At 39.9% G+C, this 15,695-nt stretch carries 12 protein-coding genes, 2 tRNA genes and 1 rRNA gene; 5 read left to right on the top strand and 10 right to left on the bottom strand.

The annotated features are described in order from the left end of the window. Positions 1–340 precede the first annotated feature (340 nt). The 4 genes from G0028_RS01315 to G0028_RS01300 form a co-directional block, all read right to left on the bottom strand. Positions 341–416 (bottom strand) — tRNA-Ala (locus G0028_RS01315). Between the two features lie 74 nt (positions 417–490). Then, a tRNA-Ile gene (locus G0028_RS01310) sits at positions 491–567 on the bottom strand. A 59-nt stretch (positions 568–626) separates the two neighbouring features. Then, positions 627–2,163, bottom strand: a 16S ribosomal RNA gene (locus G0028_RS01305). A 455-nt stretch (positions 2,164–2,618) separates the two neighbouring features. Further along, on the bottom strand, positions 2,619–3,233 hold the full coding sequence (locus G0028_RS01300) for a TetR/AcrR family transcriptional regulator (protein ID WP_180046504.1): 615 nt from the start codon (positions 3,231–3,233) through the stop codon (positions 2,619–2,621). Positions 3,234–3,340: 107 nt separating this feature from the next. Between G0028_RS01300 and G0028_RS01295 the strand changes: the two genes are divergently transcribed. Beyond that, complete coding sequence (locus G0028_RS01295; protein ID WP_180046506.1) at positions 3,341–4,549, top strand: oxygenase MpaB family protein; 1,209 nt, start codon at positions 3,341–3,343, stop codon at positions 4,547–4,549. A gap of 40 nt (positions 4,550–4,589) precedes the next feature. Here the strand turns inward: G0028_RS01295 and G0028_RS01290 are convergent, their stop codons facing one another. From G0028_RS01290 to def, 4 genes are all read right to left on the bottom strand, one after another. Next, on the bottom strand, positions 4,590–5,777 hold the full coding sequence (locus G0028_RS01290) for a hypothetical protein (protein ID WP_180046508.1): 1,188 nt from the start codon (positions 5,775–5,777) through the stop codon (positions 4,590–4,592). Between the two features lie 94 nt (positions 5,778–5,871). Beyond that, the gene (locus G0028_RS01285; protein ID WP_180046510.1) at positions 5,872–7,938 is read right to left on the bottom strand and encodes a TonB-dependent copper receptor; all 2,067 of its coding nucleotides are present in this window, start codon (positions 7,936–7,938) and stop codon (positions 5,872–5,874) included. Positions 7,939–8,010: 72 nt separating this feature from the next. Then, a complete protein-coding gene (locus G0028_RS01280) occupies positions 8,011–8,451 on the bottom strand; it encodes a DUF2946 family protein (RefSeq protein WP_130074794.1) in 441 nt (146 codons plus the stop codon). 92 nt (positions 8,452–8,543) lie between these two features. Further along, positions 8,544–9,074 carry a peptide deformylase gene (gene def, locus G0028_RS01275; protein WP_130074795.1) on the bottom strand — a complete coding sequence of 177 codons (531 nt, stop codon included), beginning with the start codon at positions 9,072–9,074 and terminating at the stop codon, positions 8,544–8,546. Between the two features lie 122 nt (positions 9,075–9,196). On the opposite strand from def, the gene G0028_RS01270 reads away from it, so the two are divergent. Genes G0028_RS01270 through G0028_RS01260 form a run of 3 tightly spaced genes read left to right on the top strand, consistent with a single transcriptional unit; the run spans position 9,197 to position 12,150 of the window. Beyond that, entirely contained in the window at positions 9,197–10,351 is a 1,155-nt protein-coding gene (locus tag G0028_RS01270; protein WP_180046513.1) for a LysM peptidoglycan-binding domain-containing protein, read from the top strand. Between the two features lie 52 nt (positions 10,352–10,403). Then, positions 10,404–11,537, top strand: a complete 1,134-nt coding sequence (gene dprA / locus G0028_RS01265) for a DNA-processing protein DprA (RefSeq protein ID WP_180046515.1) — start codon at positions 10,404–10,406, stop codon at positions 11,535–11,537. 43 nt (positions 11,538–11,580) lie between these two features. Continuing rightward, positions 11,581–12,150, top strand: coding sequence for an L-threonylcarbamoyladenylate synthase (locus G0028_RS01260; protein WP_130074798.1), 570 nt, complete (start codon positions 11,581–11,583; stop codon positions 12,148–12,150). A 478-nt stretch (positions 12,151–12,628) separates the two neighbouring features. Here G0028_RS01260 and G0028_RS01255 read toward each other — a convergent pair whose 3' ends face one another. Beyond that, a complete protein-coding gene (locus G0028_RS01255; RefSeq protein ID WP_174493646.1) occupies positions 12,629–13,504 on the bottom strand; it encodes a DMT family transporter in 876 nt (291 codons plus the stop codon). A gap of 143 nt (positions 13,505–13,647) precedes the next feature. Then, the gene (locus tag G0028_RS01250; RefSeq protein ID WP_130074799.1) at positions 13,648–14,292 is read right to left on the bottom strand and encodes a TetR/AcrR family transcriptional regulator; all 645 of its coding nucleotides are present in this window, start codon (positions 14,290–14,292) and stop codon (positions 13,648–13,650) included. Between the two features lie 152 nt (positions 14,293–14,444). Here G0028_RS01250 and G0028_RS01245 point away from each other — a divergent pair, with 152 nt between their 5' ends. Continuing rightward, positions 14,445–15,689: an MFS transporter gene (locus tag G0028_RS01245; protein WP_180046518.1), complete on the top strand. Its 1,245-nt coding sequence runs from the start codon at positions 14,445–14,447 to the stop codon at positions 15,687–15,689. The last annotated feature ends 6 nt before the right edge of the window (positions 15,690–15,695 follow it).

Raw genomic sequence — 15,695 nt, 5'->3', positions numbered from 1 at the left:
CATCCCTACAAGTAGGATAACCAACATTACAGTTTGAAGTACTGTGTATCTAAACACCGTACAGCTTCAATCTAAATTCATATACCAAAACGCTTGATTCAGTTTTATCGCTAGTAACTCATTTCTTGTAGTTGCCTACTTGAAACGAGTATGAACAATTTATTTCAACTCAAATATATTCTGTTAATGATTCACTACGTCTTCGTCAGATCGCAGTCAACTGTGATAAATCACAGAGCTTAATAACAATGCAGCGTATTATACGCTTCTTTATCACTAAGCTCTATAAGCTATCATTTTATTTGCTTGTTTATTAGCTAGTTAACATTCCGTAAGAATGTGGTGGAGACTAGGAGAGTCGAACTCCTGACCTCCTGCGTGCAAAGCAGGCGCTCTACCAACTAAGCTAAGTCCCCAGCTTAAGATCTAAAATATCTAATTCCCTGTACTCAATATTTAATTTTTCAATTAAATAATGTGTTCGTCAGAATGGTGGGTCTGACAAGACTTGAACTTGTGACCCCACGCTTATCAAGCGTGTGCTCTAACCAACTGAGCTACAGACCCTCAGATACTTCAATGAAGAACAACTTGTTGTGGATTCTTACCGATCGTCAATCTTTCGTTAAGGAGGTGATCCAGCCGCAGGTTCCCCTACGGCTACCTTGTTACGACTTCACCCCAGTCGTCGGCCACACCGTGGTAAGCGTCCTCCTTGCGGTTAGACTACCTACTTCTGGTGCAACAAACTCCCATGGTGTGACGGGCGGTGTGTACAAGGCCCGGGAACGTATTCACCGCGGCATTCTGATCCGCGATTACTAGCGATTCCGACTTCATGGAGTCGAGTTGCAGACTCCAATCCGGACTACGATCGGCTTTTTGAGATTAGCATCCTATCGCTAGGTAGCAACCCTTTGTACCGACCATTGTAGCACGTGTGTAGCCCTGGTCGTAAGGGCCATGATGACTTGACGTCGTCCCCGCCTTCCTCCAGTTTGTCACTGGCAGTATCCTTAAAGTTCCCACCCGAAGTGCTGGCAAATAAGGAAAAGGGTTGCGCTCGTTGCGGGACTTAACCCAACATCTCACGACACGAGCTGACGACAGCCATGCAGCACCTGTATGTAAGTTCCCGAAGGCACCAATCCATCTCTGGAAAGTTCTTACTATGTCAAGACCAGGTAAGGTTCTTCGCGTTGCATCGAATTAAACCACATGCTCCACCGCTTGTGCGGGCCCCCGTCAATTCATTTGAGTTTTAGTCTTGCGACCGTACTCCCCAGGCGGTCTACTTATCGCGTTAGCTGCGCCACTAAAGCCTCAAAGGCCCCAACGGCTAGTAGACATCGTTTACGGCATGGACTACCAGGGTATCTAATCCTGTTTGCTCCCCATGCTTTCGTACCTCAGCGTCAGTATTAGGCCAGATGGCTGCCTTCGCCATCGGTATTCCTCCAGATCTCTACGCATTTCACCGCTACACCTGGAATTCTACCATCCTCTCCCATACTCTAGCTCCCCAGTATCGAATGCAATTCCTAAGTTAAGCTCAGGGATTTCACATCCGACTTAAAAAGCCGCCTACGTACGCTTTACGCCCAGTAAATCCGATTAACGCTCGCACCCTCTGTATTACCGCGGCTGCTGGCACAGAGTTAGCCGGTGCTTATTCTGCGAGTAACGTCCACTATCTTTAGGTATTAACCAAAGTAGCCTCCTCCTCGCTTAAAGTGCTTTACAACCATAAGGCCTTCTTCACACACGCGGCATGGCTGGATCAGGGTTCCCCCCATTGTCCAATATTCCCCACTGCTGCCTCCCGTAGGAGTCTGGGCCGTGTCTCAGTCCCAGTGTGGCGGATCATCCTCTCAGACCCGCTACAGATCGTCGCCTTGGTAGGCCTTTACCCCACCAACTAGCTAATCCGACTTAGGCTCATCTATTAGCGCAAGGTCAAATGATCCCCTGCTTTCCCCCGTAGGGCGTATGCGGTATTAGCGTCCCTTTCGAAACGTTGTCCCCCACTAATAGGCAGATTCCTAAGTATTACTCACCCGTCCGCCGCTAGGTCCAGTAGCAAGCTACCTTTCCCCGCTCGACTTGCATGTGTTAAGCCTGCCGCCAGCGTTCAATCTGAGCCATGATCAAACTCTTCAGTTTAAAATCATTAGTACCTATAAGGGTACAAATCTTGGCTCATCAATTTTCTGACTTTAATTTCTCAAATAAACTTCGAGTAATTTCTACCATCAATCAATGAAAATAATTTCGATCAATCAATCAGTAAAAATCCACACAAGTTGTTCTTCATATTCTCTTAATGATCTTCTTAATGCTTCGTCAGCATCAAGCTAGGTCGGCTATATTACTCTCTATCTCTAGAAAGTCAACATGTAATGAAAATTATTTTTAATCCTTCCTTCTAAAACCCAACTTAATCAATTCAACCAAGTCATTGTTTTATCAGAAGTTTTAATCTTCATCACCGCCGATGGATGTGCATTCTACAGCATTTCAGATACGACGCAACCCCTTTTTTTAAATTAAGTATTTACATGTCTAACTTTCAATCAATAAACAAACTAAGCTTATGTTTTTAATTAATTTTTTATTTATTATTTTATTTCATTTATATTTTCCACCTCTAAATAAGCCAATATCATCATGGTCAGTTCTTTCTTAAGCTGTTGTTCTGAAATAAGAAAACTATTGTTACTCACATAGCGCATCATGGTAAATAAGGTGCTATTAACGATCACAAATGACTTATTTTTCAGCATTTCGAAACTCCAATGCTGAAAAAACTGATTAAACACATAGATACCTACTTCAAAAAAGTGTTGTTCAACGATCTGCGCTGCTTCTGAGTTAATATATTGATGCCAATGTTTTAATACTTCAATAAAAAAACCGTTATCGGCTTTCATCATATCAAAACCAAACTGAATGCTGATTGAAATCAATTGCTCTAAAGGTCGTTGTTTTTGTTGGGTTGTAAGTTCTTTCAGTGCCATCCCAAGATTTTCACTCTTTCGACGCAGAAGTTCATCAATAATTTGTTCTTTATTTTCAAAGTACTGATAGATTGAGCCAACACTAACACCTGACTTTTCTGAGATCTTGGGTGTGGTCAGTTGGTGTATCCCCTGTTCGACTATGCAGTATTGTGTCGCTTCTAAAATATCATTCACAATCTGAATAGCTCTTTGTTGTTGAGGTTGTTTTCTCATTTATTGTCTCTTTTATGAGTGATTTAGTGCATTTTCAAAATGCGAATTGAATACGAATAATTATTCATATTAAAGTTTGAACAAATAATAATCAACAAGAGACTACTATGTCAGAACCAATGATTGCGAAACGTTTGGCATCATTTGAAAAAATGCGTCACAGCGACTTGATTTCAAAAATCTTAAATCATTTCACTGATCAGCACTTTATTCCAAGCTATGAGGATTATCTTGAATTAAATCAGAGTTTGTTCACAGGTGATGTTGCCATAGACAAAGTGATGCAATGGGTAATGGAGAATCCACGGCGCAATCGTAAGTTATTTGAAACAGCCTTGTATCAGGGAGTAGAAAAGCTTGATATTGATGAACCCGTTTTAACTGAGTTTTTCGACTTGGTGACCACCCCACCTGTATGGCTTGAACCTGAGAAATTAACCACAGCAGTTAAGTTTACCCATCGGCTTGGGCATAACAGTACATTTATTTTACGGGATGCTGCTCTGATGGTCGGTTATCAATTCCCGGGATTTAATCAACCCTTGATTATGACGGGTGCATTGAATCAATATGCCGGCAAGCGTTTAGCCGAAACGCAAAAATGGTGGCTCGATGTCAATCAACAGCAAAGTTTTCAGCGTTTCAACTCAGGTTTTATCTCAACCATTTATGTCCGTTTTATTCATGCCTTAGTACGTTTTCAGCTCAATAAATCTAAAGATTGGGATCATGCATTTTGGGGTACACCCATTAATCAGTATGACCAAGCGATGACCAATATTGCCTTTAGTGGTTTGTTGTTAATCGGTTCACGTGTTTTAGGGATTTTTCCAAGTAAAGCCGAATCGGAAGCGGTATTACATTTTTGGAAATATACAGGATGGTTAATGGGTATTGATGAAAAATGGCTCGTCAACAAAGAATCTGAAGGATGGAAATTACTGCAATGGATGAATTATGCCCATCCTGCGACTGATGACAGTAGTCGTACCTTAGCCGTCAGTTTATCTAAAGAACCTTTCGAACGACAATATCCATATTTCAAAACCTTTTTACAGAAAAAAGCCTATCGTAATCATTTAGATATTACCCAATGGTTTATTGGTAAGAAAAAAATGAAAGCGCTCGGTTTAAAACCACGCGCTGTAGCATGGTATCCATTGTATTTATTTGCCAAGAATACAATGATTTATGGGAGCGCCCGTTATAACGCACGTTTGCAACAGTTTTTACAACAACATGGTCGGGCGCAACAGGAGTATTCTAATACTTTATATCAAAATGCAGGTCAGCAATTGGCAAGTATGTATCAGTAATTTTGGGTGCAATAGGACTACAAATTGATGTATATCTTTGTCATGCAATTGAACGATGTTCTAGTCGATTTTTATAAATATTCATCACGACATCACTAAATTGATTCAGTACGTATTGAACCCATAAATCACTATACCAATTCATGTCAGTACTTAAACGATAATCCATGCTCAAAATAAGTTGGGTTTGCTGTGGTGAAATCTGTACTAGACGATATTCACTGGATAAAACATCAAAATATTGCCCACCGATTTCGATATGATCATCTAAAGAACCTTGGGGAAATGACGCTTTGTTAAATTCAGGTTTCCATGCTAAAACATAAGGTGGCTCAAAACGGGTGACTTTTTCTTGGAAATAAATACCCCGTTGCCAATAAATATGGCGTAGCAAACCTGCCTGAGTTGCTTCATTTTTCCCAAGCATTGGTTTTGGAAAACCCATGGTAAAAATAAAATTATGGGCAATCTCATGGTCTTGAACTTTCTGCACATCTGAAATTGCATCAAAAGTCTGCTGAATCGGGGCATTGATGACTATTGTACGTTCAACTTTTCCAAATTGATCAGGACTGTGTTTCGGTAAAAAACCAATCAATAAAAGTGGCAGTAATGCTAAAGAATAGATTTTATTGCTCGGCTTCCATAAATACTGACATAGACTACGCATCAATAAAGCACCGATCACCAGTGCAGCAAAAAGCAAGGGCAATGCCATAATTACGCAAATCGTACCTTCTTTGAGTACAAAAATACTGATGATCAATACCATAAGCATGACCCACAATTGGGTTTTTAATACATTTTTGACACTTGCAACACGTTTGCTGCTCACGCTACGCACGTATTCAAATAATGCCCCCATCACAAAAGGCATGCTGATTAAAAATGTCGCCGATAAAAAGGCATCTTTATATTTTGCAAAGAATGCAGTGAGTAAAAATAGGGTAAATAATAAGAGGAAAGGTACACTTCGCCTTAAAAAACTTGCTTGACGATATTCTGCTTCACAGGCTTTAGCTGTTTGATGAGAATCCAGACACAGTAAATAAAGTGTTTCACCCTGCTCTTTACGCAGTAATCGATAGACTTTAAACGGTTCATCGGTATATTTTTTTAATGCATGGGCTAATGCAGCTTTGCGATGCTCATCCCAATGTAAAGCCGAAATCTCATATTCTTCACATGCAGCTAAAGTACGGGCGATTTCATCAATATTAATTGTCATTTCTAAAATTAAATACTTTATTTTTATAGATTTTGACAGAAGCCACTGCATGAAAACAATGGCTTTTGTCATGAATTATTTTACAGCATTGTGCTTAGAACTTCATACTGATCCGTGCCCAGTAATTGCGTCCAATATTATTGAACTGTTCTGTACTGGCAAAGCCGAAACCTGAACTGCCTGCTTTATTGAGATGCTCGGTATAGGTTTTATCGAAGACATTATCTACACCAATTGCAAGATTGACATCATCTACAAGATTATAAGATGCGTTCAGAGCCAATGTATTAAAGCTCTTACTTTCCGCCATATCATAGCCCACAATATTGCCTTGATTTAGACTAATACGGTCTTGTTTTGCCACCACACGCCACAATAAACCCAACGTATATTTGTCTTGAACATAACGTAAATTAAAACGTCCTTCTAGAGGTGCAATTTGTGGTAATGCCGTATGAGCTGTCGTATTTTCACCCCAAGCATAGGCAAGACTAAGATCTGACTGTAGTGCTTCAGTAAAGTCATAACCAATCCCTGCTTCTGCGCCTGCAATGGTTGCATCGACATTTTTAGCACCTGCACTGAAGGATGAACCATGCTGATGATAACTCATTAAAATATAGTCATCGATTAGACCTGCATATGCAGATGCCCATGACTTAAATGCGCCATGTTGGTGTTGATATCCTAGATCTAACTGCAAAGTTTTTTCCGTATTTAAATCATTAAAAGTCGGTTTAGACATGCCTGAATTGCCATGTGCTGTACTAAACAGTTCCCAGTAATCAGGCACACGTTCGACATAGCCAAGACCGATATAGGTTTTAGCATCGTGTTCAGGGTGTTGATTTTCTAAACGAATAAATGCACTTGGTAAGGTTTCTTTACGGTCATCATTTAGCTTTAATGCATCAATTTTGACTTGGTCAATACGCGCACCTGAAACCAGCTTATAACGATCATTGAATTTATATCCCAACTCACCAAAAACACCATAGGATTCAAATTTCATATTGGTTGTTAAAGGCTTGTTCATCATACTGCCTGCATGATGATTTTGTTGTGTATCCACCCCTGTGATGAAGCTCAGTTTGTCCCATTCAGACGTTACCGCAAGTCGTGAGTTTAACGTACGGCGCGTCACTTGCATTTCAGATGGACCTTTCATACTGCCATGATCTGCATCACCATGATGCATACCCATATCCATATCGTCATGATCCATATCCATCATTGGTGGTGTTCGTAGTCTAAAATTATCCATCACATGGTCGTTATAGCTATAGTTCACTTGCCCTTCAACCTTTTTAATCACATCGGTCAGGTTCTTTTTCTCAAATCTTAAACCTAAACTTTCACGGGCAAATTGCGAACCATCCATGTCACGCCCTGCATACAGTGCTTCACCATCAGATTTACCGCCTGTCAACTCTACCCACGTGTCTGCATCAGGCGTCCAACCTAAAGCGACATCCGCATTCCAACGCTCCCAAGCTGAAGGAACTGTACGACCATCACCATCTTGATAACTATTTGACTCTGAACGTCCTGCATTTAAACGCATATATTTTTGTTCATCACCAACAATGGCTTCAATATTCTGATCAATGCGTCCATACGAGCCGACCAATGCACTGGCTTGTCCTTGGTAAGGATGATCTTCAGAAAGTTTTGGTTTTTGACGTTCAAAAATCACCGTTGCCGCAGAGCCAGTATTGGCATATTGAACGGTTTGAGGTCCTTTAGTGACTGTGATTCGGTCAAAACTTTCAGGCTGAATATAAGACGTTGGCGCATCCATACGTGATGGACATGCACCTAAATTTTCCGTGCCATCGGTTAAAATTTTAATACGTGAACCAAACATTCCTCTAAACGTTACATCACCGTTGGTACCACCATTCTTGATTGAGCTAAAACCTGCAATGCTTTGTAGATAATCAGCACCATCGGTTGCAGGTACAGGCTGAATCGGCTGTTTAGGATCAGCACGAACCACCAAACCATTGGCATCGTTGGCTTTTTGTGCAGTTAAGACCACAGGTGCTAACTGCTGAATATGTGGTTCAGTCTCAATTTGTTCTGCCTGAACACTTCCCGAATAACACGCAACACAAATCGCAGCCGTCAGTGGCTGTAAAAAGAATTTTGGCTGAGCCATTTTCATTTCTCACTTAAATTTTAAATAAATCTCGACTGGAGCCTATGCAGACCCAGAAAAAAAGAATTGGATTTAAGCGAAAATTGGTGGGGCTCGCCCTTGTGGAATGAGAAATAAGCGCTGTAAAACGAACCAAACATGACTAAATGTCTGTTGAAATGCGAGTAAGCGAACTTGTATACGATCCAGAACCTGCTTCACCTCAAGCTCAGGAGGTAAAACCAAGTTGCCATACACTGTACAATACTGACATTGGTGGTTTGGATCATGGTGATCATGCCCAAGATTGGCAGGTTTCTCTTGCATGGCATGAACAAAAGATTCATGAGAAGTATGTTGATGGTGAGTTGAATGTTGATGCTTATTATAAAAATCAGTTTGTATTAAAACCTGAGAAATGGTTTCACAGACCGGCGCAATTTGATATTGCTTCGGTAGCAAAGGCTGTAAAAAAACAGCGATCTGTAAAAATACTGCTAAGCTACTTAGCAATAACCCATTTCTTAACAACATTTCAACATGTTTAACCCAACATTTTCATTGTTACAGTATAACAAAGCCCAATCAGAATTGGGCTTTTATTCAACAAAATGTCTGACAATGCATTAACGCTTTGCGGGAACTTTCTGTTTTTCACGCTGACGCACGACTTTTTCAACTTTTTCACGCGCGCGTTGACGCTTTAATGGTGACAAATAATCGACAAATAATTTACCATTTAAATGGTCGATTTCATGTTGAATACACACTGCGAGCAAACCATCTGCTTCAATTTCAAAAGTTTCACCTTCTAAATTGATAGCTTCGATTTTGACACGTGACGGGCGTTCAACTTTATCGTATATTTGAGGCACAGATAAGCAACCTTCTTCATAAGGGAGGGTTTCTTCTGTCAGCGGAATAACTTTGGGGTTAATGAATACCATCGGTTGATCTTGATGTTCAGACAAATCCATCACGATGAGTTGAATATGATGATCAACTTGTGTTGCGGCTAAACCAATGCCTGGCGCTGCATACATGGTTTCAAACATATCCGCTGCAAGCTGACGGATCTGATCCGTCACTTCATTGACTGGTTTTGCAATGGTGCGCAAACGGGGATCAGGAAAACTTAAAATAGGTAATAAGGCCATACTTATCCTCACTTGCTATGCCATTGATCTAAAAAACTAAATGAAGAATATGCTTCATTAAATAAAAGTGTGTAAGATGCAATTATAACGTATTTATACGCATAATTTCAGGAATTATGATAATGATAAAGTTTTTCAATGGCACAAAGATTAATGCCACGGGGTTTAAGAAGCAGGTTTTGGCTATGGCACTCTGCATCAGTGCAGGTGTAGCTGTAGTGGACGTTGCACATGCAGCGCCGAGTCCAAACCAAAACCCACCCTCTCTAAAAGCCAATGCACCGCATGTTTATGTGGTCAAACGTGGCGATACGTTATGGGATATTGCAGGACGATTCCTCAGCAAACCATGGCGTTGGAAAGAGATTTGGGCCAGTAACCGCCATGTCAAAAACCCACATTGGATCTATCCCGGGGATAAATTATTACTCTGTAGCGTAAATGGTCGTCCACTGGTCGGTGTCGATGAGGGTGACGGCTGTGATGGTATTATTCGCCGTCATCAAGGTGGTGCATCTTTACGCCCACAAGTACGTGTTGAATCTATTGGAAATACTATTCCAATCATTTCAAGTGCAGATATCAAACCATGGTTAGAACATAGTATTATCGTTTCACCTGAATCACTCATTGGCGTGCCTTATATTCTGGGTGCAGCGGATAATCGTGTGATTACAGGTGCAGGTCAAACCGTCTATGCTCGTGGCAATGGTTTAGTTGTTGGACAACGCTATGGTGTGTATCGTCAAGCTGAGCCATATTTCTTTGTCGATGAAAAAGGCAAAAAAATCAATGCAGGTCAAGAACTTACTGAAGTCGCTTCTGCTGTTGCAGTTGCAGGTGAGAATGATGTTACAACGCTTGAACTGACTGACAGTTATAATGCTGAAGTCCGTAATGGTGATTATGTCTTACCTGTGTATGAGTATAATTTACCTTCTATTTTTTATCCTACAGCACAAAATGAAGTACTCACTGGTGGTAAAATCGTTCGTGTACAAGGCTCAATTGGCACAGGTGCAGTCAATGGTGTTGTAACTATTGATCGTGGTAGCGTAGATGGTGCAAAAGCTGGACAAGTATTTAGCATTTACCAACAGGGTGAAGTGGTAAAAGATCCAAAAACCAAAGAACCAATCAAACTACCGAACCAAAATGTCGGCACTTTGATGGTCTTCAAAACGTTTGAGCGTTTTAGCTATGGCTATATTTTAGATAGTGCATTGCCAATTAAAGTGGGTTCTTCAATTCAAACCCCTGCGATTGCAGAAAATTAATCTTTCTAAAACGCTCTAAAATCTAAAAACAACTAAAAAATGTGATATCGGCATGTTGAACTTTATATCTGATGTGCAATTAGACACCATCAAGTTATGGTATTTAGTTCAACATTCCAATCTTGCATTTCGTAGTCTCGAAACTTATTTTGGCTCAGTGGCAAAAGCAGTTTCGAGTGAAAATTTGCTGCGTTGGTCTGAGGTGAATATTCATAAAAATCACCTCCAACGTGCCGAAGAGTTTCTCACAGATAAAGGACAAACTTCCTTTTATCTGTGCCTTGAGAAGTTAAAACAACACTGTGATTTTATACTGTTAGACCACGACAGCCATTATCCACAACAACTCCTCCCCTATGCCGATCATCCACCCATTTTATTTGGTCAAGGCGCTTGGCAAAATTTAACACAACCCCAAGTAGCAATTGTAGGTAGCCGAAAGCCAAGCCCCCACGGTAAACAAGTGGCTTATGATTTTGCCTATTATCTCAGTGAAAAAGGCTTTTTTATTACCAGTGGTTTAGCTGAAGGAATTGATGCTGCGGCACACGCAGGCGCATTAAAAAACTTACGCACCATTGCGGTCATTGGAACAGGTTTAGAACAAGTCTACCCTACACAAAATCGACAATTACACGCACAGATTTTAGAACATGCAGGAACGATTATTTCCCTGTATTTACCCAATACACCGCCCTTAAAATCTAACTTTCCACGCCGCAATCGGATTGTGAGTGGTTTAAGTTTAGGGGTTTTGGTGGCTGAAGCTGCTTTAGAAAGTGGCTCCTTGATTACCGCTCAAGCCGCAGCCGAACAAGGCAAAATTATTTTTGCCATTCCTGGGCATATTTACAGTGAATACCATCAAGGTTGTCATCAATTAATCCGTGAGGGTGCTATTTTGGTCGACCATCCTGAGCAAATCATTGAAGATTTAGCATTACCTACACAATGGCATTGTGAAAATACTCAAAAAATCGAAGAAAAAGAAAAATTACCCGTGTTGCCTGAACATTTATTTCAACTTTATCAACAACTCGATTGGGTTGGACAAGAGATTGATATTCTTCATCAAAAGCTCAATTTAGATATTGCTGTTTTAACAGGATATCTCATGGAACTAGAGCTTTTAGGCTTATGTATTCAACAATCTGGCTTGTACTTACGTTGCCGAGCGAGTCATTAAGGTTCACAATAGCCCTTTAAAAACTGATAAGGTGGAAAGATCCATGATGACAACCTCAGTTGCTGAAGCTGCTCAAATTCTGCGTCAAGGCAAAGTGCTTGCTTATCCGACAGAGGCAGTATGGGGCTTAGGTTGCGACCCAATGAATGAACAGGCATTTTTAGAAATTTTACGCTTAAAACAGCGCCCAATTGAAAAAGGTGTCATTTTACTTGCGGGACAACTTACTCAAGTTGAACATTTATTGGAAAACTTAGAACCCAAAATCCGTCAACAAGTCATTGAAACTTGGACACATCGCACACAGACTGAACGTGCAACCACTTGGCTTCTCCCTGCTGATGAAAGCATTCCCCAGTGGATTAAAGGCAACCATCCCAAAGTTGCTGTTCGTGTCACCACACATCCTTTATGTATTGCACTCTGTAATGCGTTTAATGGTTTTATTGTTTCAACCAGCGCCAACCCTGCGGGTTTAGAACCTGCTCGTTCATTACAAGACGCCAACCGCTATTTTGCATCACAACTGAATTATTTAAATGGTGATTTAGGACTCAGCCAACAGCCAAGTCGTATTTTAGACGCTGTCACAGGTGAGATTATTCGAGCTTAAATGAGATAGCATTTTAGAATATTTGAGACTGTAAATTGAGGCTTAGGCAAAATAACGCCAAAGTATTTAAATTTCACCTCAATCATTCCATCACTTTTCTCAAATGATAGACAAAAAAAAGCTCAGCCATATAGGGTCGGCTGAGCATGAAAAAGGATGTGGATCACATCCAGAGGGTATACAAAAATTTGGTTTAAACAACAGATAAATGATCTTTCATACCTTGTTGTCTATGGGTATTATTATGCTATAAAAATACTATTCATACAAATTTTATCTTTATTTTACAAAAATAAAACTATGTTTAAATCAAGCTAACAGATGAGTATATTGATAAAATTAAACCTATCTATTTGCTTTATATTTTTTTTAAAATGAACGTATCAAATTTTAACCAAAATTCAATTAATATATTTTAAGCCTAAATTTATATAAAAAAAGTCTAATAAAAATCAAAAATATTTCTCATCTTTACCGATTAATTCAATACTTTTACTTTTTTCTGCGCAAGTACAATACCCAATAAAATAATCAAACCACCGATGCTATGATAAATCGTCCACGCCTCATTTAACCAAAAAAAGGCGATAATCGCGGTAAAAACGGGCATCAGATTCATAAAAATACTGGTACGATTTGGGCCTAAATATTGAACGGCCATCATCCATACAAATGGTGCAATCAAAGAAGGAAAAATTCCTGCGTACAATACACTACCAACATTATTCATATCGATACTTTGCAGACCAAACCAAGCAATAAACGGTAAGTGATAAAGCAATGCAAAAGCAATTTGAATATATAAGCTAATCAACAAAGGGACTTTGAGCTGCCATTTTTTTAGAAATACACCATAAAATGCATAAAAGAACACTGCAAGCACCATTAACAGGTCACCTGAATGTCCACCCAATTGTGTAAGGCTAGCGACATCTCCTCGACTTATGACATAAAGTAAGCCGAGGAAGGACAAGATACTGCCGATCACCGCAAAACGATTGGGAATTTCACGTAAAATTAGAATAGAAACAAAAATGGTAAAAATAGGAATAAAAGCATTGATAATGCCCATATTGGTCGCGGAAGTATGATGGGCTGCGGAATAGGATAAACCTTGATATAACACCATTCCAAAAGCACTCAAAATAGCAAACTGCCAAAAGTGCTGACGAATCAAATGACGGTTTTGCCACATTTTTTTTGCCATAAATGGCGTCAAAATAATAAATGCAACGAACCAACGGTAAAAGCTGATACTGACTGGTGAGATATAGTCTGAAACATAGCGAGTGACAGCAATATTCATTGACCAGATCAAAACTGCAATGATGGGTAAACACACTGCCCACCACATCGGCTTGGTATTGGTGTACATAATTTTAACGCTTCAGAATGAAAGCTCGATTATTGACTAAGTCGGAAATAATTTAAATATCGTATTTCCGACATCTATAGCGAATTTCAGACAGCCCTTATTCCGCATATTGGATTGATGTTTTAAAATAAATCGTAGGTTTTCAGCGCTAAAAGTACCACTTTCTCAAGTTGTTCTAGTCCAACACCATCACGAGCCTGCATCGTCAATCCTTGAATCACCGTTGTATAATAATCTGTCATCGCTTGAATATTGGTTTCAGCTTTTAAGTCACCATCCAGCACACCCTGTTGTAAACGCTGATAAATTTTTTCTTTGACTTGATTACGTTTCGACAGTAAATCTTGTTGCAACTCAGTATGTTCTTGTGAGCAATTCATGGTTGCCGTGAGTAACATACAACCGGTGGGTTTGTTTTGCTGAACGATTCTTTTTAAATTTTCATATAAATAAAGTTCAAGTGCGATTTTAGCTGTTGTTGATTGTTGGAAAATCGCCTCTAATGCGCATGCTTCATGTTCAATATAATAGTCTAAACAAGCATGAAACAATTGCAACTTATCACCAAAACTACTGTAAATACTCGGCGCAGTCAGATGTAATGCTTTGGTTAAATCACTCATCGATGTCGCTTCATAGCCATATTTCCAAAACAACAACATGGCTTTTTGTAACGCTTCTTGTTCGTTAAAGCATTTTGGGCGACCTCGCCCACGTTTAAGCGATTGTTTACCTTCAATTAAACTTTGCTCTTCAAAATCTGCCATAAACTTCACATATATTTTTATAACGAACATTATTAAATTAATTGACAGCTAAAAATTAATCAAATACTTTATTTTTATAACGATCGTTAATGAATTAAAAACAAGCAAAACTCAGTTTAGCCAACGTGCCCTTCAAAGTAGGAACCCTGCTCATGAATACGATGCAACCTCAAATTTCAGAACATAGCACGACCGATGTTCCCCCCAGTAGCCAAGGTAGTTGGATTGCTTTGCTCACCGTTGCAATCACTGCCTTTGCATTGGTCACCAGTGAATTTCTCCCCATTGGTGTCATCAATAATATTTCTACAGATTTACATGTTTCAGTAGGTACAGCGGGTTTAGTCATCACCTTACCTGGCATCATGGCCGCATTTGCAGCACCATTACTGCCTGTACTGGTCAAGAATCTTGATCGTCGTTACCTACTATTGGGACTGGCTGCCACCATGGTGGTCGCGAATGCAATTACGGCAATCGCACCCAATTTTGAAATTTTATTGCTCAGTCGCTTTATCCTCGGGTTTGCCATTGGTGGATTTTGGGCAACAGCAATTGCCCTGAGTGGACGTTTAGCACCATCACATCTTCCTATAGCCAAAGCCACAGCAACAGTCATGGCAGGTGTGACTTTAGCCACTGTACTTGGAGTACCGATTGGAACGTGGTTAAGTGATAGCTATGGTTGGAGGTCATCCTTTGCCATTACCTCTGTGATTGGCTTCTTTGTGGTCGCACTCGGTTTTAAATTTATACCTAGCTTAAAGCCTGAATCGGCAATTCATTTCAAAGACTTACCTGCACTGCTTCGCATTGATAAAGCACGACAAGGGCTCATTATCATTTTACTTTTGGGTCTTGCACATTTCTCGACCTATAGTTACCTCACGCCTTTCTTTAAACATTCTGCGGGTTTTGACAGTACAACCATCAGTTCGCTGTTATTACTTTTTGGTATTTCAGGTATTTTTGGTAATGCATTTGCAGGTTATTGTGGCAATTTAAATGTGCGTTATACCTTTGCTTTTGTGGCAATCTGTTTTGCCTTGGTATTTTTTGGATTCCCAATTTTTGCAACCCATACCACAGGTGCATTTATTCTCACTGCACTATGGGGATTTGCCTTTGGTGCATTTCCAACAACCGCCAATATTTGGATGTTTTTACATGCCCCACATGCCGTAGAAAAAGGAATGCCCTTGTTTGTTGGCTTTTTCCAAGTCATGATTGCAACAGGCGCGTTAATTGGTGGTTATATTGTTGATCACTTCAATGCCGATACCTTGCTTTATAGTGTTTTGAGTTTCATCATTTTAGCGGTGATTTCCATCTTCACTTTAAGCCGTGGTTTAAATAACCCTAAAACTAAACAACAGCCAATACAATGTGAGAATTAGTTTTAT

The sequence above is a fragment of the Acinetobacter piscicola genome (assembly GCF_015218165.1).
Lineage (GTDB): Bacteria > Pseudomonadota > Gammaproteobacteria > Pseudomonadales > Moraxellaceae > Acinetobacter > Acinetobacter piscicola_A.
The sequence above is the reverse complement of the archived record's forward strand: the minus strand, read 5'-3'. Positions and strand labels throughout refer to the sequence as shown.

Coding starts and splice junctions, on each gene's coding strand:
- G0028_RS01300 (WP_180046504.1), bottom strand. CDS start 3,233: ATGAGAAAACAACCTCAACAACAAAGAGCTATTCAGATTGTGAATGAT.
- G0028_RS01295 (WP_180046506.1), top strand. CDS start 3,341: ATGTCAGAACCAATGATTGCGAAACGTTTGGCATCATTTGAAAAAATG.
- G0028_RS01290 (WP_180046508.1), bottom strand. CDS start 5,777: ATGACAATTAATATTGATGAAATCGCCCGTACTTTAGCTGCATGTGAA.
- G0028_RS01285 (WP_180046510.1), bottom strand. CDS start 7,938: ATGGCTCAGCCAAAATTCTTTTTACAGCCACTGACGGCTGCGATTTGT.
- G0028_RS01280 (WP_130074794.1), bottom strand. CDS start 8,451: ATGTTGTTAAGAAATGGGTTATTGCTAAGTAGCTTAGCAGTATTTTTA.
- def (WP_130074795.1), bottom strand. CDS start 9,074: ATGGCCTTATTACCTATTTTAAGTTTTCCTGATCCCCGTTTGCGCACC.
- G0028_RS01270 (WP_180046513.1), top strand. CDS start 9,197: ATGATAAAGTTTTTCAATGGCACAAAGATTAATGCCACGGGGTTTAAG.
- dprA (WP_180046515.1), top strand. CDS start 10,404: ATGTTGAACTTTATATCTGATGTGCAATTAGACACCATCAAGTTATGG.
- G0028_RS01260 (WP_130074798.1), top strand. CDS start 11,581: ATGATGACAACCTCAGTTGCTGAAGCTGCTCAAATTCTGCGTCAAGGC.
- G0028_RS01255 (WP_174493646.1), bottom strand. CDS start 13,504: ATGTGGTGGGCAGTGTGTTTACCCATCATTGCAGTTTTGATCTGGTCA.
- G0028_RS01250 (WP_130074799.1), bottom strand. CDS start 14,292: ATGGCAGATTTTGAAGAGCAAAGTTTAATTGAAGGTAAACAATCGCTT.
- G0028_RS01245 (WP_180046518.1), top strand. CDS start 14,445: ATGAATACGATGCAACCTCAAATTTCAGAACATAGCACGACCGATGTT.